The sequence below is a fragment of the Acutalibacter sp. 1XD8-33 genome (assembly GCF_003612555.1).
Taxonomy (GTDB): Bacteria; Bacillota; Clostridia; order Oscillospirales; family Acutalibacteraceae; genus Acutalibacter.
The window spans coordinates 169,584-188,053 of sequence record NZ_RAZF01000004.1 but is presented as its reverse complement, the minus strand read 5'-3'; the positions used below and the strand labels follow the sequence as shown (position 1 = coordinate 188,053).

The 18,470-nt window shown below is 51.3% G+C and carries 22 protein-coding genes; 6 read left to right on the top strand and 16 right to left on the bottom strand.

Annotated elements, in window-relative coordinates; translation table 11 throughout:
* Positions 1 to 255 precede the first annotated feature (255 nt).
* From D7X94_RS05315 to D7X94_RS05295, 5 genes are all read right to left on the bottom strand, one after another.
* Positions 256 to 804, bottom strand: coding sequence for a GNAT family N-acetyltransferase (locus D7X94_RS05315; protein WP_120426688.1), 549 nt, complete (start codon positions 802 to 804; stop codon positions 256 to 258).
* A gap of 76 nt (positions 805 to 880) precedes the next feature.
* A complete protein-coding gene (locus D7X94_RS05310) occupies positions 881 to 1,942 on the bottom strand; it encodes a hypothetical protein (RefSeq protein WP_120426687.1) in 1,062 nt (353 codons plus the stop codon).
* Between the two features lie 10 nt (positions 1,943 to 1,952).
* A complete protein-coding gene (locus D7X94_RS05305; protein WP_158590903.1) occupies positions 1,953 to 2,363 on the bottom strand; it encodes an ASCH domain-containing protein in 411 nt (136 codons plus the stop codon).
* Positions 2,364 to 2,396: 33 nt separating this feature from the next.
* Entirely contained in the window at positions 2,397 to 2,942 is a 546-nt protein-coding gene (locus D7X94_RS05300; RefSeq protein ID WP_120426685.1) for an ATP-binding protein, read from the bottom strand.
* A 398-nt stretch (positions 2,943 to 3,340) separates the two neighbouring features.
* The gene (locus D7X94_RS05295; protein ID WP_158590902.1) at positions 3,341 to 3,979 is read right to left on the bottom strand and encodes a helix-turn-helix domain-containing protein; all 639 of its coding nucleotides are present in this window, start codon (positions 3,977 to 3,979) and stop codon (positions 3,341 to 3,343) included.
* 302 nt (positions 3,980 to 4,281) lie between these two features.
* On the opposite strand from D7X94_RS05295, the gene D7X94_RS05285 reads away from it, so the two are divergent.
* The 4 genes from D7X94_RS05285 to D7X94_RS05270 all read left to right on the top strand — a co-directional run bounded on the left by D7X94_RS05285 (position 4,282) and on the right by D7X94_RS05270 (position 6,536).
* Positions 4,282 to 4,983 (top strand): DNA primase family protein, encoded by a 702-nt coding sequence (locus D7X94_RS05285; protein WP_120426683.1) that lies wholly within the window; start codon positions 4,282 to 4,284, stop codon positions 4,981 to 4,983.
* Positions 4,984 to 5,604 (top strand): phage/plasmid primase, P4 family, encoded by a 621-nt coding sequence (locus D7X94_RS05280; protein WP_120426682.1) that lies wholly within the window; start codon positions 4,984 to 4,986, stop codon positions 5,602 to 5,604.
* Positions 5,605 to 5,915: 311 nt separating this feature from the next.
* Complete coding sequence (locus tag D7X94_RS05275; protein ID WP_199715019.1) at positions 5,916 to 6,236, top strand: plasmid mobilization protein; 321 nt, start codon at positions 5,916 to 5,918, stop codon at positions 6,234 to 6,236.
* Positions 6,237 to 6,308: 72 nt separating this feature from the next.
* Positions 6,309 to 6,536, top strand: a complete 228-nt coding sequence (locus tag D7X94_RS05270; protein WP_120426681.1) for a hypothetical protein — start codon at positions 6,309 to 6,311, stop codon at positions 6,534 to 6,536.
* A 106-nt stretch (positions 6,537 to 6,642) separates the two neighbouring features.
* On the opposite strand, the gene D7X94_RS05265 is transcribed toward D7X94_RS05270, so the two are convergent.
* From D7X94_RS05265 to D7X94_RS05220, 10 genes are all read right to left on the bottom strand, one after another.
* On the bottom strand, positions 6,643 to 7,200 hold the full coding sequence (locus tag D7X94_RS05265) for a zeta toxin family protein (protein ID WP_120426680.1): 558 nt from the start codon (positions 7,198 to 7,200) through the stop codon (positions 6,643 to 6,645).
* Positions 7,201 to 7,279: 79 nt separating this feature from the next.
* Positions 7,280 to 7,747, bottom strand: coding sequence for a helix-turn-helix domain-containing protein (locus D7X94_RS05260; RefSeq protein WP_243111194.1), 468 nt, complete (start codon positions 7,745 to 7,747; stop codon positions 7,280 to 7,282).
* A 47-nt stretch (positions 7,748 to 7,794) separates the two neighbouring features.
* Entirely contained in the window at positions 7,795 to 8,142 is a 348-nt protein-coding gene (locus D7X94_RS05255) for a sigma-70 family RNA polymerase sigma factor (protein ID WP_120426678.1), read from the bottom strand.
* 265 nt (positions 8,143 to 8,407) lie between these two features.
* Positions 8,408 to 9,385 carry an asparaginase gene (locus tag D7X94_RS05250; protein WP_120426677.1) on the bottom strand — a complete coding sequence of 326 codons (978 nt, stop codon included), beginning with the start codon at positions 9,383 to 9,385 and terminating at the stop codon, positions 8,408 to 8,410.
* A 298-nt stretch (positions 9,386 to 9,683) separates the two neighbouring features.
* Complete coding sequence (locus D7X94_RS05245) at positions 9,684 to 10,571, bottom strand: sugar phosphate isomerase/epimerase family protein (protein ID WP_120426676.1); 888 nt, start codon at positions 10,569 to 10,571, stop codon at positions 9,684 to 9,686.
* A 173-nt stretch (positions 10,572 to 10,744) separates the two neighbouring features.
* Positions 10,745 to 11,575 (bottom strand): NYN domain-containing protein, encoded by an 831-nt coding sequence (locus D7X94_RS05240; protein WP_120426675.1) that lies wholly within the window; start codon positions 11,573 to 11,575, stop codon positions 10,745 to 10,747.
* A gap of 12 nt (positions 11,576 to 11,587) precedes the next feature.
* On the bottom strand, positions 11,588 to 12,151 hold the full coding sequence (locus tag D7X94_RS05235) for a hydrolase (protein ID WP_120426674.1): 564 nt from the start codon (positions 12,149 to 12,151) through the stop codon (positions 11,588 to 11,590).
* 34 nt (positions 12,152 to 12,185) lie between these two features.
* Positions 12,186 to 13,001, bottom strand: a complete 816-nt coding sequence (locus D7X94_RS05230; RefSeq protein WP_120426673.1) for a serine/threonine-protein kinase — start codon at positions 12,999 to 13,001, stop codon at positions 12,186 to 12,188.
* A 96-nt stretch (positions 13,002 to 13,097) separates the two neighbouring features.
* The gene (locus D7X94_RS19635; protein WP_330558172.1) at positions 13,098 to 13,994 is read right to left on the bottom strand and encodes a DUF3795 domain-containing protein; all 897 of its coding nucleotides are present in this window, start codon (positions 13,992 to 13,994) and stop codon (positions 13,098 to 13,100) included.
* 383 nt (positions 13,995 to 14,377) lie between these two features.
* Positions 14,378 to 15,379: a glycoside hydrolase family 130 protein gene (locus D7X94_RS05220; RefSeq protein WP_120426672.1), complete on the bottom strand. Its 1,002-nt coding sequence runs from the start codon at positions 15,377 to 15,379 to the stop codon at positions 14,378 to 14,380.
* 427 nt (positions 15,380 to 15,806) lie between these two features.
* On the opposite strand from D7X94_RS05220, the gene D7X94_RS05215 reads away from it, so the two are divergent.
* Positions 15,807 to 16,796, top strand: a complete 990-nt coding sequence (locus D7X94_RS05215) for a C39 family peptidase (protein ID WP_120426671.1) — start codon at positions 15,807 to 15,809, stop codon at positions 16,794 to 16,796.
* Positions 16,797 to 16,809: 13 nt separating this feature from the next.
* A complete protein-coding gene (locus D7X94_RS05210; protein ID WP_120426670.1) occupies positions 16,810 to 17,253 on the top strand; it encodes a hypothetical protein in 444 nt (147 codons plus the stop codon).
* 87 nt (positions 17,254 to 17,340) lie between these two features.
* Here D7X94_RS05210 and D7X94_RS05205 read toward each other — a convergent pair whose 3' ends face one another.
* Positions 17,341 to 18,336 carry a carbohydrate kinase family protein gene (locus D7X94_RS05205; protein WP_120426669.1) on the bottom strand — a complete coding sequence of 332 codons (996 nt, stop codon included), beginning with the start codon at positions 18,334 to 18,336 and terminating at the stop codon, positions 17,341 to 17,343.
* Positions 18,337 to 18,470 lie beyond the last annotated feature (134 nt).

Below are 18,470 nucleotides of genomic sequence, written 5' to 3'. Positions count from 1 at the left end.
CAGAATAAATTGGAAAAAATTTTACCACCTTATAACAGAAAGAAATATAGAACATCAACTATCCACACTGTATTTCGAAGGAAGATACCCGGATTACGGAGGTGCTAAATCTCTTCGCTAGAAGTCTTGAGCGCTCAGATTTACCTTTTAGTATGCTCAATATTTTTTTAGCGTGCGCTTGCATTTCTATTGCCATCGTTTTTGCCAAAAGAAGAGAACCATCCTTGAAACCAAAGATGGTTCTCTTCTTGTCTCTTAACAACAAGTGACAGAAGGCACTTGTGAAATGAATCCAGGCATAAAATAGTAGACGACCTTTTTGGGGTTACACTCCAATGGCTCGATAGGGCCATTATATGATAACTCGTGAAAACCAGAACGATAATACCCACTATAGCTGTCATACAACTTGAAACCAAATCGCTGTAGGAAAGAATCAAACTCAGTTACTCGCGGCTCTGAAACCGTAATGACGGGATGTCTGTCACCTAGTGTTATGATTGCTTTCTTCATAAACGCCGTACCAATACCGCGTCCACGGAAGTCGTCAGGAATGTATAATGTGCAAATCTTTTTTTCATAGAAAGTCTTCTTCAATATCATTGCACCAGCCAAACGATTGCAGTCGCCTTGAGGCGACGCAAAGAAAACCATCCGATTGTCTCCAATGGAAGGAACAACTGTCTGATTATACCAGTGTCCAAAACCAGGATAATCGTCCCGCAGAAAAGCCAAGGAAGTACCAACCATCCGAACTGAATCCGAGTCAACTTTTCTAAGTTGCTGGATAGTTATATTGTCCATAAGTAGAGCCTCCCTTCCATATTACATTATACACAGTTGAGCCAATATTGTCAAGAAGGTAATATATTATATGCTTTTAGGTAGGCGGTGTCAAGAGAAATTTGCAAATCAGTTGCCAAATAATGTCTTTCAACGCCAAAATACTACTTCCTAAGAGTGATCCCACTGCACCAAGTCCGAGAGTAATAAGAACATACCGCCATATAACCTGCTGCTCAACTCTGAATTTAGCGAAAAGTTCACTGGAATCGATATATTTCGAGTTACTCTCTGTCTTGGGTTTGTCAGCATAATGGTAGGCCACCAAATCTTCTGTATCAAGCCCATCAACATAGTCTTTCCAAACATCTTGTTCGATTTTCCTGACTTTGAAATTTGTGTTGGATACATCGACGTATGCCTTCGTCATTAAGAAGAAATGAAGTTGTTGAACCGGAACGGGATGATTCAGTTTTTCGTGGAAACGCTCGACGAGAGTATTATGAAGTCCGCGAATGTTATGGTAACGAAAATCAATCATATATGTAGTATTAAATAGCCCTTGGATGACTCCGGTCGGCGGCTTATATCGATGAATCAGAAAATCAAGGGGTTGGTTTTTTATGCGAAATCGGAAATAGTAGTCCGATTCCTGCTCAGATTCATCCATATTACTTAGTATACGACCTGTTTTTATCTCGAGTATGGTTCCTTCACCAAAGGCTTCGAGACTTATGTCATTTACGATATCCAATTGATAGATTTTAAAATGATCATCCTTCGATGTACAGCGCACATCAATTTCTTTCTTGTTAGCAGAAATCGTAACGTGATGGCTATCATTGAATAGAGCATCAGCCAGCAAAGCGTTTTCAAGAAATTTTCTCCCAAGATCCTCGATACATTGCATTTTTTTCGCTTCAGTTATAGAAAAAGGCAGGAAGAAAAATAATGCCTGTGCTTTTGAAAGTCTCTTCACCCGGAATCCAATATCCAAATACGGGTAATCAGTGCCTTGTAAGTGTTCCTTCTCTTTTTTCCAACCACATTCACACCATAAATTGAAATGCACATGCGCAGCCAATTCACCAGACTCATCTGACACAGATACACCAGATTCATTCTCGCGTTCTTTATACCAAAACGCAAAACTCTCCATTATTCTCACCTCATAGCCTATCACAGTTCGGCACACAGATTTCATGGTCAGTATTGATGTATATAAATGATTGCGGCGCATGATCTATGCCATAATCCAGAAGTTCCCTGGGACAATTGAATTTTATTACTTCTCCAATCTCATATGCGTATGCTATCTTAGAATTGGAAAAGTATCTCATGTATTCATCATAACTGATTCCTGCACCTGATTTAGTCATGTTCCATAAAGCATCTGGAGAAGCGCTTAATTGGCTGATGATCTTCGTATATGCAATTACTTTACTGACAGGAGCAGTACAATAGATAATCATTATGGAGGGTTTCTTACGAGCCATTTTTCTGCGGTATTCATATGTTTTCTCGCCAGATAATATCTTCTCAATGTATTTAGGCTTGATCGATATAAGAATAGCTGTCACGCATGTACCTCCGTCGAATAGTGATATAAGTTTTCAATCAAAAATGATGCCGTTTTTCGTAAGTATAGAAACGCAATGCGCTGAATCGTTTGCGTCATAAGACATATAATGGACATCAAGCGGACACTCTATGAGATTCGCAATATGTCTAGCAACAGTTTGTTCTTCTTTTTGCAGGCATACAACCTGTTCATAGTCGTAGAATTTCTTATCCCTTGACAGTAAATTGCTAATTATCTGGTTTGTATCAGCGTCCAAAAGCAGTATTTGTTTTATATGTAGCTTTTCAAACACCCCATATGGCAACACCTCAACATGATTCTGTTCATTAAAAATGCAAAAATGTCCCGCAAGCAAAATTATTGGATGCTTTTTCAGTTTTAGTTCGACCTCAGAAACAAGTACTTCTTGATTGTATACCGCATCCTTTACGGCCTTGCTTTGTTTGTAATCTTCGCCATTTATCTTGCTTATTAAATCTCCAGCAGAGAAAGATGGAATGTTTAAGGAATTGCCTAACGACCTACACAAGGTACTCTTTCCTACGCCATAAACTCCTGCGATAAAAATAGTTTCCATTTTCTGTCCTCTCTTTTTTATTGTAATGACATTATAGTTTCATTTTATCAAATTATATCGCTTTGTCTATAGTGAGAATAGGTGTTCGACACAAACTGCACTATTTATAAGTAATTATACCATATTCGCAGAGATATTTCAATTACGCAATGGGGATTTGAGGGAAAATGAACTTATAGACACAAAATATTCTGTAAGGATGGTCACGGACATTTTGTCCGCGACCATTTTGTTGCAACGTCGCCGAAACAGTTTCGCCCACGTTGTTTTCTGGTGGTGGCGTAATCCGCAACCACCACCCCGCAAAATCAAAACGACAAATTGCTGTTCTGGTCAACGACTTTTTATCGCTGAGCAAATTACTGTCTTGACGTGACGGAAATTATTTCCGTCACGTTCTAAAACCGACAAAATGACGGTTTTAGCTCAGAGTCTTTATCTTGCTCAGCTTTTAGTGTTTCGTAGATACTATCAGAAACGCTTTTCTTCTCTCCTATTATTTCAGTTTCCCAATCTCGAATAACATTCCCCAGGCTGTTTGTAGCGAGAAAGTGTTCAATGAAAACGGCGTTCAGCAATTTGTTTTTCTCTCTTCTTTCCATTTTTTTGCCCTCGGCAATCTTCTGTACTTCCAGGCTGAAGCGGTATCTCAGCATACTTTTCATAACCTCACGGAACTCCTCACTGGCAAAGAGCGCGCCCAATGTTCCGGGATAGTCTTTTGAAAATTCTCCAAATTCTCGCAAAAACGCAACACTTTCCTCGCTCATATTGAGAAACTTACACACCCCAGCCAAATCCATATCAAGGCTCTTGGCCCCGCCCTGCCGCCCCACCAGCCAGTCACAGGACACATCGAAATACTCTGCTATTTGCAGCAGCTTGTCAGCGTTCGGCTGTCCTATACCCATGGTGTATTGGCTAACTGCCTGTCGTGATATACCCAGCTCCCTTGCAACCGCTGTGATGGTAGTAGGTTTTTCTTCAATTAGCTGTCTGAGCCGGGTTGGGAATATGTCATTATATTTGTCTGACAAGAAATCTACCTCCTTTTGTAGTGTGCGATTTTCTTGCGATTTTGTAAATGTAGAAAGAAACATTGGCTTTATCTTTTTCTTGCTATATACTGAGTATAGCAAGAAATACAGCCACTGTCAAGCGGCTATCACAAAGGAGGAATTTCTACAGCAGAAACAAAAGCCATTCAAGAGCTGGCGCGTGAGGCCCAGCGAGAGTACCAGCGCCAATGGCGCAAGAAAAATCCCGATAAAGTGAGGGAGATGAACCGCCGCTATTGGGAGAAAAAGGCCTGGGAGAAGGCAAAGGAGGGGGTGAAGCGATGACAAATTTCTCTAACTGTCTGGTTAAATTCGTGCCTGAAGCTAACTCCCGATACACAACGACCGACATCGGCAACAGCAATCTGTTCGCCGATTATTACCGCGACGTCGCCCGCTACGTCCCCGAGCGGAAGATGTGGTGCATCTTCACCGGCAAGCCCTGGGAGCCGGACCCCTGCAACCTCCAAGTCATGGAGCTATGTAAAAAACTTGCGGATGAGCTGGTGATTTATGCCCTCTCCCTACCCGAGGGCCGCGAACGCAACGAGTACCGCAAGGCCGTGGAGCGGTGGCAGATTCGCCACTACCGGGAGATAATTCTGAAAGACGCGATGGGCATTTACCCGGAAAAACTCAGCGACTTTGATAGCAAGCCAGACTTGTTCAACTGCACAAATGGCACGCTGGATTTACAAACGATGGTGTTCCATGAACACAACCCTGCCGATATGCTGGCAACAATTTCCGGCGTGAAGTACGACCCGGAGGCCCGCTCAGAACTGTGGGAGCGCACCATCAAGGACGTTATGCTGGGCGATTTTGACCTTGCCGCTTACCTCCAAAAGGCCCTGGGCTACGGCAAGGCGGCACGGCCCGAAACCATAGCCCTGCGGCAGAACTACAACAGCTCCGGGCCCTCGGAGGACATAGCAAAGCTGGCCGGAGCCAGGGCTGTGAACATCTCAGAGCCGGACAAGTAGATGGTTTTGAGCGCGGCTTTGGTGAAGACACTGACCGGCAACGACACCATGATCACCCGGTTTCTCAACGAAAACAGCTTCGAGTTCAAGCCCAAGTTCAAACTTTTCATCAACACAAATCACCTGCCAAAAGCAAATGACGTGACGGTTTTCAGCTCGGGAAGGGTGAAAGTCTTGCCGTTTAACCGGCATTTTTCGCCGGAAGAACAGGATAAAACCCTCAAAAAACGCTTGGAAAATGAGCTGCCCGGCGTGTTGAATTGGTGTCTGGATGGTCTTTGGCTCATGCAGGAAACAGGGTTTGAGCCGCCGGAATCGGTGCAAAATGCTACCGCAAAGTATCAGCATGACAGCGACAAGCTGACAAGATTCGTTGAGGAAATGCTCACGCCCGACCCAGACGGTGAAGTCAGAACCGAAGATGTTTACCGTGAATACCGGGACTGGTGTACGCAAAACGGTCAGTACGCGGATGCTTACCCCACATTCAAACAGGGTATGGAAGGGTATGCTCAAATCAGAAAAAAGCAGCCAACAGGTGCCGGAAAAGCCGTCAATCCGACAGCCATGTTCTGTGGCATACAGCTTAAAATGGGCGGCCTTTACTTTCAGCAAACATGACGGTGTTCCGAGTGTTCCAGGCAAAAACATACCCTCCCACGCGAAAGCAAATATTTTTACCCCTATATTTCGCTGGAACACCTGGAACACGCAAGAGCCTTGGCGGTAGAAATGGCCCCGTAGGGGCCAGAGTTTTGAAAACGAGAGTTTTCGAGGTTTCGGAACGAGCCAGCATCGCATTTGTCCAGACACCCGTGCGGACACGTGTGCGGACAATGCAGCTTGGACAGGGAGAACCCTGTAACCCCGATTTTTAGAGTTATAACATAATAGAAAGGATGATTTTTATAGGCAATCAAAAGAAGTTTGACATGAGGATGACCGAGCAGGACTACAAGCGGCTTACCCGCAAAGCTCGCAAATGTGGGCTGACAAGGTCAGGCTATATTCGACTCTTGATTCACGACTACAACCCCCGTGAGGCTCCGCCCGCTGATTACTTTGGTATGACCCGGGAGCTAAAAGAGATTGGCGGCAACATGAACCAGATTGCGTTCATGGCGAACGCTACCGGGCTGGTTGACGAGGAGCGGTACTATGAAGAGGTAATGCATCTGCGGGATGCCTTACAGCGGATTGAGCGGGCTGTTATCGGGCAAGTGGATAAGGTTGACTTTGAGGAAGAAAGTTAGGATTTGCCACCGTTAGCAAGCATATTGTACAAGCCACCAGACATATGAGTAGCTGAAACGGAGGTGCCGCCTTTGCCCAAAAGCCAGCCCATCAAGCTCGTCATGCACTACCCCAAGACCGAGGAAGGAATGCGCCAGTTGTCCCTGCGTGTAGCCCAGGCCCATGCGGAGGCAGTGATACATAAAATCAGCAGTGCGAGAAGCTCTGTCAAAGAAAAAATCGCGATGATGCAAGCTGTAGCTAATACTGCAAAAACAGAACGGCAAATTTCAAAAGAACAAAGTGAAATAGGTCGTTGACCTATACCAAAAAGGAAAAAACCAACAAACTATGTTGTTAAAAAATATATAAATAAAAACAGTCCCGGAGGTTTTGATTCTCTCCGGGACTTTCATATTGTGCAAATCAAACGGACAAAATGCCCATGAGCTCTGTGAGCCATTTAGGAGGAGCTGGGTTGATAGCCAGCAGTTCCCCGTTCTCATACCGCGCCACCTCCACAAAGCCGTTGCCATTGTCAAAGAACCGGGCCTCGTCACAGTAGGGCAGCACCTTCACAAGAGCATCGAACCGCCCTGCATACCGCCGCTCCACGTCCCGCTGGGGGATATTGTGCCCGCCCTTCCTGACACGGTTCTCAATGCGCGAAAGGCTTTCCTCAAGGCTGTCCAGGCCGATATAGTAGAGCCGGATGGTATAGCCCAGCTCCTTAGCCCGCCGGATAGTGCGCTCCGTCCGCGCTCCGGCAAGGGTAGTCTCTTGAGTAAAGTTCAGACCCTTCTCAAGGCACTCGTTTATCTTCTCGACCGCCGCCCTGCCGCCTGCCCCATAGCCGCCCAACTTGGCCGACAGCTTGTCCGGGTCGATGATGATGCCCAGGTCGTCACGCTCCGCTTTCAGCGCGCCGGTAAGGCTGGACTTGCCACAGCCATTCACGCCGCCGATAATGGTGTATAGTTTCACGATGTGTACCCCCGTTTGTGCTTCATTATCTAAAATTATAGCACATCACGCTCGGAATAGAAAGGGGAAAGATACTCTTTTAGCTTCTCCCAGCTCTTTTTACTGACCTTTTTCCGTCCCATCTCCCAATCGCGCATTTTCCCCCAGTACCTACCAGCTTGGCAAATGCTTTCCGGCTCAGCCCTAATCTCTCCCGAGCGCGCCGTATCCGGTCACCTGGCCCGTCATAAAGGAACCGGCTGTACTCGTCCAGCAAGTCTTCAACCGGCACCCCATACAACTCTGCCAGCTTGTCCATCGCCTGAGCGGGATACTCCTGGCAAGACCCCCGCTCCATTTCCTCATATTGACTCAGGGGAATCCCGAGCTGCTGGGCCACCTCTTTCTGCATCAGCCCCAGCCGGTACCGGCACCAGCGCAACCGCTCCGGGACTGTGTGCAGATCCTCGTACTTGCAGGAATACCGTTGAGCCTCTGAAGCCTTCCGCACCTTTCCCAGCCGGAAAGAGAGCACATACAGCGGCGCAAGCCTCCCATCCCTGCCCATCAAATACAGCCCATTCCCCAGGGACACTCTTGCCTGCCAAGCGGAAGTCATGTGATAATACCATTTTCAATACATTTGGAAGCGTAACTGGAAAGACGGATTCCCTTGCTCGCATCGAAAGTATCAACGGCTTTGATCAGCCCAATGGTGCCGATGGAAATCAGATCTTCCTGGTCGTTGCCGCTGACATAATATTTCTTCACGATATGAGCTACCAGGCGGAGATTGTGTTCAATGAGATCCTGGCGGGCGGCGGCGCTGCCCTGGGACATTTCCATCAGGCATCTCTTTTCTTGGGCAGAGGAGAGGGCTTTAGGAAAACTGTTTCCTCCGGTAACGTGAAGCATCAGGTAGATCATATGGGAAAAGACATCCAGCAGGTGCAAGAAGAACATAGCATTCCCTCCTTCATACTTGGAACCTGTATCCACAGCCTTGCTCTTGGAAATTCCGGCTATAGATAGCAGAATACCGGGGATTGCTTTAAAAAGAGAGAACAGGATCGGTTATCCTGGCAACAGGCGGGTTTCGCATGGAAAGCCTCTGTCTCTGGATGCGGCCGCATCCCTTCCCGCGTTTTGAAAGCAAACCCGAATCCGGCAATATTGTTTCAATTGTATGAAGGCGTTTATGATTTACTGCCTGTACTCCAAAAGGAAATTAGAAGATCAGGTCAAAATTCACTGGAGAATAGAACAGGCGGCGGATTTCCTCAGGGTTCTGGGACTGGCCCAGCACCCACATGAGCTTGGTGACAGTGGCCTCCAAAGTCATGTCGTAAGGCTCCAGAAGATGATACCGCTCTTTCACCCGGTGGCCCACCTGGTATACGGAGATATCGCTGCCCTCCTGGGGAACCTGGGTCGCCAGCACGATGGTCTTTCCGGCCTGGGCCAGAGTGTCCAGCTGCTCCAGATAGAGGTCCGGAATTCCCCCTACGCCGTAGCTTTCAATCACAAGGCCGTCACACAGCCGGCCTATGGCGGCAAAGGCTTCAGCGGGCAGGCCGGGAACGAGCTTGAGCAGGGCCACATCGGTGTCCAGCCGGTGGAAGAAAGAAGGAGAACCTGTCTGGGGGCAGGGAATAAACCGTGCCACTCTATGGTCCCGAACTTCGGCCAGGTCAGGGAAATTGATGCTGGAAAACGCGTTATAGCTTTTGGTCCGGGTTTTACGGGCCCGGGTTCCGGCAATCACATGCCCGCCAAAGAGAATGCATACGCCGCTGTCCCCAGAACAGGCATAGCGCAGGCTGTCCAGCAGATTCTGCCGGGCATCGGTATCCTCTTGGTCAATGGGCTTCTGGGCGCCGGTGAGCACAATGGGCTTGCGGGTGTGCTGAATCAGATACGACAGGGCTGCGGCGGTATAGGCCAGCGTGTCCGTGCCGTGGCAGATGACAAAGCCGTCGAAGTCAAGGTAATGCTTCTCTATGACCTGAGCCAGCAAAAGCCAGTGCCGGGGGGAAATATTCGTGCTGTCCAGATTGAAAGGCTGGACAGCCTCGGTATGGCACAGAGACTGGGCGTCTGGGACACGGGCCAGAAGCTCCTCCGGGGACAAAGCCGGAGCCAGCCCTCCTTCTGTTTTAGCGCAGGCAATGGTGCCGCCGGTGGCGATGAGCAGGATGCGTTTCATGAAAACTCCTCCCAAAAGAATGGATGAACTGCGATTTTGTTTGATAAAGTCAGGCGGTATAGTTATAGTTAATTAACTTCAAAAGATTCTTTTGAACCAGGCGGCAGAGCCGTCCAGCTTAAAAACAGGTATATACCGATTTTTAAGTGCGTTTGCTATATTCCCGGAGACCCCTGGACATAGAGAAGGCCGGCGCGGCATTCCACCGTGCTGGCCTTTATCATCTGGCGGCTTTACGTGTGTCCGCGCGTCTTTGATGATTTTCTGTGTGAGGATCTTTTGAAAAGGAAGTCCTGCCTTATTTAATGTTTTCCTTGATCCACTGGCAGTCCTCTGCAATGCACTTGTCATGTTCGTCGTAGAAGCCTTCCCGCTCTACCACCCAGAAGGCTTCAAAGCTCTGCTCGTCCAGGGCGTTCTTGATTTCCTGCCAATCAATGTTGGATTCCGGCGCGCCCAGCTTGCACTGGACCTCAAACCGCTTTTTCCCCTCGGGACTCTGGTTTCTGGCGTTCAAGCTGTCCAGCATCTTCTGGCGCTCTTCCAGGGACATTTCTCCCACATGGGCAAAGGGACTCTCATGGTTGCCCTCGGCATGGGCGGAAACGGGCTTAGGTCCAGGGCCCTGCACCCGGCAGTTCTCCTTTACATGAATGGCCACGATCCGGTCCTTATAGCGGCGGATGAACGAGGGCGGGTAGGTGCCGGCGTTCATGGTCCAGCCGCAGTCCAGCTGGAAATAACACTTGCTGGAATGGTTGGCCAGATGCTCCAACAAGGGCAGGCCGTTGTCCACATAGAACTCCTTGCTGTGGTTGTGGTAGCCGATTTTAATGCCATAGGGCTCCGCCATTTCGGCCATAGCGTCCAGCTTGTGGGCCACCTCAATGGCCTCTTCCTCATTGCAGAAGTTGGTGCTGGCCCAGATAACGGCCTTGCCGCCCAGGGCCGCCATCTTTTTCACGATCTCCTCGGTGGGCTCGGCATGAACAGATACAATCTCCAGCCCGGTTTCCGCCGCCCACTTTTTAATGTCCTCCACATCGTTGTCCAGGTCTACAGGCAACAGCTCCACGCCGGTGAAGCCCAGGGATTTGATGGTTTTGAATTTTTCCAGCAGGGTGGGGCCCAGGCCGAGATAACTGGCCACGCCGCCAAAGGAGTATGTACCGATATTGACTTTCATGGGAATCGACCTCCTGGTAATATTGTACTATTATATTATCAAATTTGGCAATCCTTGTCAACAGATTCCCGGTCAAAACAGGCCGTTATCCGGAAAAAACCTCCCAGATTGGCCAAGGACGGAGAGCGCCGTCCCCGCTGAGCCCCTGCGGAATCCTGCCGCGCAGGGACTGACTATTTCAGCCGCACATACATCTGCGGGGAGCTGTTGTTGTCCTTACGTTCGGATTTGATTTCAAAGAGGTCCAGGGAATCCAAAAAAGGCGTGAGCTTGGAAAAGCCGAAATTCCGCACGTCAAAGTCCGGATAGCGTTTGCCCAGGATATTCCCCACCTTGCCGATGAAAATCCAATTGTCCTCATCGGAATTCTCTCGCACAATGGTGCGCAGAGCTTTACGGATGGTGCGCAGGCTGGTTTTGGGCTCCTCCTGGGCATCGGGCTTTGGGTCCTCCCGGGACTTTGGCGCGGCCTTGGCGGCTTTCCGGGGAGCGGGCTTTTTCTCTTTCTGGAGAGCGGGCTTCCGCCCCGGTTCCAGCTTGACAGGCTCTTCCGGGTCGTCCTCGTCTGCGGCGGAAAGGATGTCCAAATATTTGAATTTATTGCAGGCGGCGATGAAAGAGTTGGGGGTTTTGCTCTCCCCCATGCCCACCACCGTCATGCCGGACTCCCGCAGCCGGGCCGCCAGCCGGGTGAAGTCGCTGTCTGAAGATACCAGGCAGAAGCCCTCCACCTGGCCGGAATAGAGGATGTCCATGGCGTCGATAATCATGGCGGAGTCGGTGGAATTCTTCCCAGTAGTATAGCTATACTGTTGGATAGGGATCACCGAGTTATCCAAAAGGGCGGATTTCCAGGAGATCAGGGCGGGGTTGGTCCAGTCGCCATAAATGCGCTTGTAGGTGGCGATCCCGTCCTTGGAAATCTCGTCCAAAATGAGCTTGATGTACCGCACGGACACATTATCCGCGTCGATGAGCACGGCGAACCGGCTGTCGCTGGGCATATTGTAACCTCCTTACAGTCCGATTTCCTCATGGTTTTCCCGCATCCCTAGAATGCACTGTTCGATCACCTGGTCCAGCTCCGCCCCCAGACGCGCGCATCCGTCCAGGATTACGCCGCGATCCACCCCGGCGGCGAATTTCTTATCCTTAAATTTCTTCTTCACTGACTTCACTTCCAAATCCATCACAGACTTGGAGGGGCGCATAATAGCTGCGGCGTTGATGAGGCCGCTGAGCTCATCGATGGTGTATAACACCTTCTCCATATACCGCTCCGGTTCCACGTCTGAAACCAGCCCGTAGCCGTGGCTGACCACCGCGTGGATGAAATCCTCGCCATAGCCGGCGTTTTGCAGAATCTCCACTGCCTTTTTGCAGTGCTCCTCCGGATATTTTTCATAGTCCACATCGTGCAGGAGTCCCACGCAACCCCAGTATTCCACGCCTTCCGGGGCATTGTCTTCTCCCGCCATTTTTGCGTAATGGCGCATGATGGCCTCCACCTGCATCCCGTGGCGGACCAGGGCCTCGCTTTCATTGTATTCTTTCAATAGTGTAAGGGCTTTTTCCCTCATATCAGTGTCAACATCCTTTCAATAAATAATCGGATTATTTTTGTTTCTGCCACAATTCCCGCAGTTCCCGAATAGACTGTGGGCGGTCTGCCCGGCTGTCACACACGGCCCGGGAGGCCAGCTGAAAGAAGCCTTCTCCCAGAGGCCAGTCCTCCCGCCGGCGGCTGCAATGGCTGAACAGGGCGAACGCCATTGCCCCGGCGGTGTACACGTTGGTTACCTCATCGATTTCCGCGCCCAACTGGAATTCTTCTGGAGACATGAACCGGGAACTGCCCCACAGACGGCCCATATGGTTGACGAAGGGCTTTCTGGCGAAAAAATCCACATCGCAGATAATGGTCCTGCCGCTCTGAAAATCATACATCACGCTGCCGTCGTAAAAGTCAATCGCAACATAGCCCTGGGAATGCACAGACTCCAGAAAGCCCAGAATGCGGGAAAAGACGTCCATACGGTTTTTCTGCGGCAGAGCCAGAAACCTGGCATGGCTTTCCGGATACATCCTGCCCATGCAGTCTCCGTCCTCCCAGTGGAACACCATGGCGAATCCGCCGCCAATCTCTTCCGCCTCCACCAGCCGGATCAGACAGGGGTGGCGCAGATTCTGGTAAACCGGCAGAGACGCCTTAAGCCGGGCAATCGCGTCCTGTGGCTGGCCGGAATACTCCATGGTAGGCGCCCCGGCAAACTTGACGAAGAATTTTCGTCCGGCTTTCACTGTGCCGAAACAAAGGTTACCGGAGTCCTGCCCGTCAAAAACCCGGAAAACTTTCCCATATTTCTTTATAAAATCCAAGTCAAAGGGCTCCCTGACCTGAAGAGCGGTCCCGTCTAGATATTGTGTCATTATAGGTTCCTTTCCATCTGCAAGTGAAGATAAGAGGACGCGCAAACAGAGCACGTCCTCTTTTGCCATATGCAATTGACGCCCTGCCAGAGGAGGTCAGCCGTCTCCCAGCAGCAAATCAAAAATCTCACGCTCTGTGGGCAGATCATAATCTCCGGTGAGTGTTCCCGGCCGGTGGTAGACAACCCCGGCCCGGCGGTTGCGCTCCAGGCAGTCCAGCAGGGTCTCCACGCCCTGTTCCCTGGCGAATTTGGCGAAGGCTTGGATCCGCGTGCTGCCGTGCATCCCCTTGCCGCAGGGGAAGTCCGGGCACTCCCAGCAGGCGGAAACGCCCCTCTCCCGGGAGCAGAGATAGTTCACGCAGGTTTCGTGGTTGGGGCAGCCGCCCTCCCGGCATCCGGGGCAGTCCCGGTTTTCGCTGCACAGGCAGCAGGCCAGTGCGCAGACGGCGATCCCCAGCTCCCGCCTCATCTCGGCGAAGCTCAGCCTGTAGTAGTCCCCATATTCCCGGAACTCCTCCGGCCCGGTGAAGCCCAGCTCCCCCAGGACCTCCCGGCGGGCCGGGGCCGAAAGAGGCGCTTTGGTCACCATGCTGCCCATAGGGAAGTCCCTGGGGAAGCGCTCCATAGCCAGGGAATAGAGCTCCCGGAGGACCTTCGGCCGCTCGTATTCGGAGCGCAGGTCCACCCGGAGCACGCCGGTCTCCCCGCCGAAAATCTCCAGGGTGCCCACGGCCTCGCCAGTGCGCTTGTCTATAACGGCGGGGCGCGCGTACTGGAAAACGTCATTGTTCCAAAAGTGGATGGCCGTCTCCATCTCCTCCAGGGACCGGAAGAGAAATCCCCCCACACAGTTGTCGTCGTTCATCAGCGCCACTGCGGCGGGGTCGGAGTAGCACCGCAGAAGCTCCGGCGCGTCCTCCTTTTTCACCTGGCGCAGGAGGAAATGCTCGGTCTCGTACCGGTAGTCCTGGCAGGAATTCTCAGGGTTCATAGATACAACTCCTTTCACAGAACGCTTGTTCTATAAAGAGCGTACCATACACCGGGGAAAATGTCAAGAACTGGGGAGAGGAGGGCGTGTTTTTTTGAAGTAATGGAAGGCCTTCGGGGGCAAAGCAACGGTCTCGCCTCCGGCCCGGTCGGTTCGCAGCTTGGTCTGCAATACTTGGCTTTGCCAAGTATCCGGCAGAACGCTCACCCCAAACCCGCGCCAGCTTAAGACCAGCTGGACTGGTCAATGTTGTTCCGTAAAACGTTCACGACGAGCAAAGCGAGGAGTGGGTAAAAGTTTCGTCAACCTTTTCAAAGGTTGCGGGGTGTGGGGTAGCGCCCCACGACCTTGCCAGCGACCAAAACATCGTCCCTGAACGCTTCTTACTTATTCTCCTGGTCGCCCACGTCCATGGGGTACTTGTGCATATAAGAGAGCAGCTCGTCCACGGTGGTGAAGGCGAGACCCGTGACGGTGTCCGCCGCGCCGTAGTAGATGGTGATGCGGCCGGTTTCCGGGTCGGTGAGGGTGGCGCAGGGGAAGGTCACGTTGGGCACGTCGCCGGTGAGCTCGTAGTCCACCTCGGGCCCGAACACGTAGAAGCGGCCCCGCTCCTTCACGATCCAGGGGCGGTCAATATCCAGAAGGGCGGTGCCGAAGCGGTACACAAAGCCGTTGCAGCTGTTCAGCACGCCGTGGTAGATCATCAGCCAGCCTTCGTCCGTCTCGATGGGGGTGGGGCCGGGGCCCACTTTCTTGCTCTGCCAGCCGTTGGCGGTGCCGAAGAGCCAGCGGTGCTTGCCCCAGTAGCACAGGTCCGGGCTCTCGCTGTAGAAAACGTCGCCGAAGGGGGTGTGGCCGGTGTCGCTGGGGCGGCTCACCATGGCGAATTTGCCGCCTATCTTCCGGGGGAAGAGCACGCCGTTGCGGTTGTAGGGCAGGAAGGCGTTCTCCAGCTGGTGGAAGGTCTTGAAGTCCTCGGTCCAGCCGATGCCGATGGTGGGGCCATGATAGCCGTTGCACCAGGTAATATAGTATTTGCCGTCAATATAGCACACCCGGGGGTCATAGCGGTATTCCTTGCGGATCACGTCCTTCTCGCCCTCAAAGACGATGGGATCCGGGTTGATGTCCCAGTGGATGCCGTCTTTGGAGAAGCCGGCGAAAATGTCCATCTCCACGCCCCGGTTGTCACAGCGGAACACGCCGGCATAGGCGTCGCCGTAGACCACCACGGCGGAGTTGAAGATGCTGTTGGAGGTGGGGATCGCGTCCCGGGGGATGATGGGATTTTCCGTGTAGCGCCAGACCGGCTTGTCGAAGCCGGCGGGCTTATCCTGCCAGGGCATGTTGGGCAGAGCGGGTTTTCCAATGATTTTTGCCATTTTTGAAGCACTCCTTTTTATATGACTTCGCTTGAAACCGGCAGACCGGGCGGTTCCGGTCCGCGTCCTTTCTTCTTTAGTATACCGCAAACCGGGGAAAAAAGAAAGAACTTTTTGGCAAATTTCACAAAATAATTTCAGGAAACAAATTGACAAAACATATATGATATGCTAACATATAAATATTATATAATATTTCAGACAAAAAGGAGGTAGTTCAGATGGGATTTCACCCTTAGCAATAGAATTTTGATATTACGGACTGCATAAAATAAAAAGGAGCGAATGAATATGAAGCGTTGTATTGCGTTGGTTTTGGCTTTTGCCATATTCCTTTCATTGAATGTGTTCGGCTCTGCAAAGGAAGATGGTATACTAGTTTCGCCTTATTCTGAGTGAAGAAGTAAGAAATTACGCGATTGGGTTTATGACATATTCCCAAGAGAAAGATGATATCTGGATCCGAGACTTTTCACCGCTGACCGATGGTGGCAGTAATGTGACCGGATATTACATCACATTTAATGATTCAGAGGCTCCTGCTGGATATCTTTTATTGAGCTTAATTTCAGGAGAGCCTTCAATCATCGAATTCGCTTTTGAGGGGCCTGGAATTATCGACTTTGAGGCATCGGAAATTTCCGCTGACGGAAACTCCGGAACAGAGGATATTATTTTCACCGGGCCTGGAGAGTTATATTTATATGGAGGCGGGGGGAAATACTATTCAGTTTATGATCATGAAATGGTTGATGATGGTATCCAAACGGTAATATCACCAAGAAGCTCCATATCAAGTGGCATTCTCGACTGGAGCGAAGCGGGAATAAAAAATTCGTCTGTTTTTAAAATATCAAATTTTGGTTCTGGTGGGGACTATTGGATTGTTGAAGATTTTGACCATCCCGATGGTGGGTGTACTCCTGCTGCGGGCACAAACATTTTGTGGTACTGGTGCAAGAAGCGATACTGCAAAAGTATTGATATGCGAGTTCCTTTCCCGGCCTCAGATTTTGATATGGCAAATACAATTTATACTTCTTTGAGAACAGGAATGAAAACTGATGACAAGCAAGGTACATATGGGAATATGATTATAAATGGATTTGAATTCTTTTTTGTACACCCGGCCGACAGCAATGGACCTTGGAACTATAAGTATTTTGATTCTGGAACATCTTTCTCAAGTTATAAAACTGCGTTGAACGGGAATTGCCCTATTCTGTTCAATATGGCAACAAAACCGCTTTCAAACGGAAAAAGAGACGGCCACTCTGTTATGGCGATGGGGTATGCTCAAAACAATAGCGGAACCAACTATTTGATGGTAATGGATGGTTGGTATAAGTATGGGAGATTTATAAAGAAAGGAACCTTTTACACTGAAAATGGAGATAAGATATGGGTAAAGAATTAGGAGGCGCATTTTTGTGAAAACAGCTCTTTCCGCCCTGATCTTTTTGGGCGTTCTGACGGGGGCCTCTTCTATGCGTCCCGCCATCTCCGCCGCCGACCCCGGCCGCATTTGGTTTTCCCACTGGCGCGCAAGGGAAGTGGTGGTATCCTATAAGGCCAGCAGCGGCCCGGTTCATTATATCGGCGTGCTGGAATTCTCCGGAAACAAGGAAAAGCCCGAAACCTGCGTGGCATATGAGACGTTTTTGAAGTGCCCCGCCAAGGAATATGACCAGGTGGAGGTGGGGGACATCATCGACTGCGACAGATACGTGCTGGAGCACAGCCGCATGGGCACGCTGGACCCGGGGGACATCAAAGCGAACCGGGGCAATTGGGAGCAGTATCCGGACGATCCTTTCTATAAAATGATGGAGCGCTATGAGGCCCAGACGGCGCAAAGCCCATCCCCGCCCTAGGCCATATTCAGCTTATGTGAGCACGCCCTAAGACAGAACAGGACCAACCGGTTTTCCGGCTGGTCCTGCTGGTTTTTGAACTATATTTTAGAAGGGCGAGAAGCCTGTCTCCAGCAGGGGAACCTCCTCCATGCAGGCGAGGATCTCCTCCCGCTGGGCCAGGGCGGGAATGCCGCCGGGCTTTGTGGCGCACATGGAGCCCGCCGCGTTGGCAAACCGGCAGAAATCCGCCAGCTGGCCGGGATCCAGGGTGTCCAGCTTTTCCGGGCTGTCAAAACCGTTCTGGTAGAGCTGAGACAGAAACGCCCCCCAGAAGCTGTCGCCCGAACCGGTGGTGTCCACCACTTTGGTGTCAAAGGTGGGGTGGTGGCTCAGCTGGCCCTTATAGGAGGAGACGCAGCCGTCCGGTCCCAGGGTGACCAAAATCAGGGTGATGCCCATCTGGTGGAGGGCCTTCACCCCCTGGGAGATGCTGTCCGTGCCGGTGAGCAGGCCCAGCTCCTCCTCGGAGATCTTCAGCAGGTGGCACAGGGGCAGGCCCAGGGCCATCCCCGCCACACCCTCCTCCTGAGAGGGCCAGAGCACCGGCCGCCAGTTGGGGTCGTAGGAGATGAGCTTGCCCAGGGAGCGGGCCTTCTTCACCAGCTCCAGGGTGGTGGTTTTCCCCGGCTCGGTGGTGAGGGAGAGGGAGCCGAAGTGGAGCACCGAGCAGCCCTCCACCGCCTCCATGCGGACCTCCTCCAGGCGCAGCTGGGTGTCCGCGCCGGGGTTGCGGTAGAAGGTGAAGCTTCGGTCCCCACGCTCGTCCAGGTGGACGAAAGCCAGGGTGGTGCGGAAGTACTTGTCCTCCACAAGGTTCTCCACGTCCACGCCGTTTTCCCGCAGGCAGCGGCCCAGGGACTTGCCGAAGCTGTCGTCCCCTACCTTGCCGATGAAGCCTGCGCTGACCCCCAGCCGGGCCAGCTGCACGGCCACGTTCCCCGGCGCGCCGCCGGGATTGGGGCACACCGCCTGGGAATATCCCTCCGCCTTGACGGGGGTGAAATCAATGAGCATCTCGCCGGTCGTGATAATCTCTGGCATAGAAACCGTCCTTTCTTTAATGCTTTATGTGTGGCCTCCGGCGGCTGGGGGTTTCACCCCCCGTCCCCCACAGCCTTTGAAAAGGCTGGCGAAACTTTTTCCCTGGTCAGCTTTGACCGGTCCAGCTGGTCTTA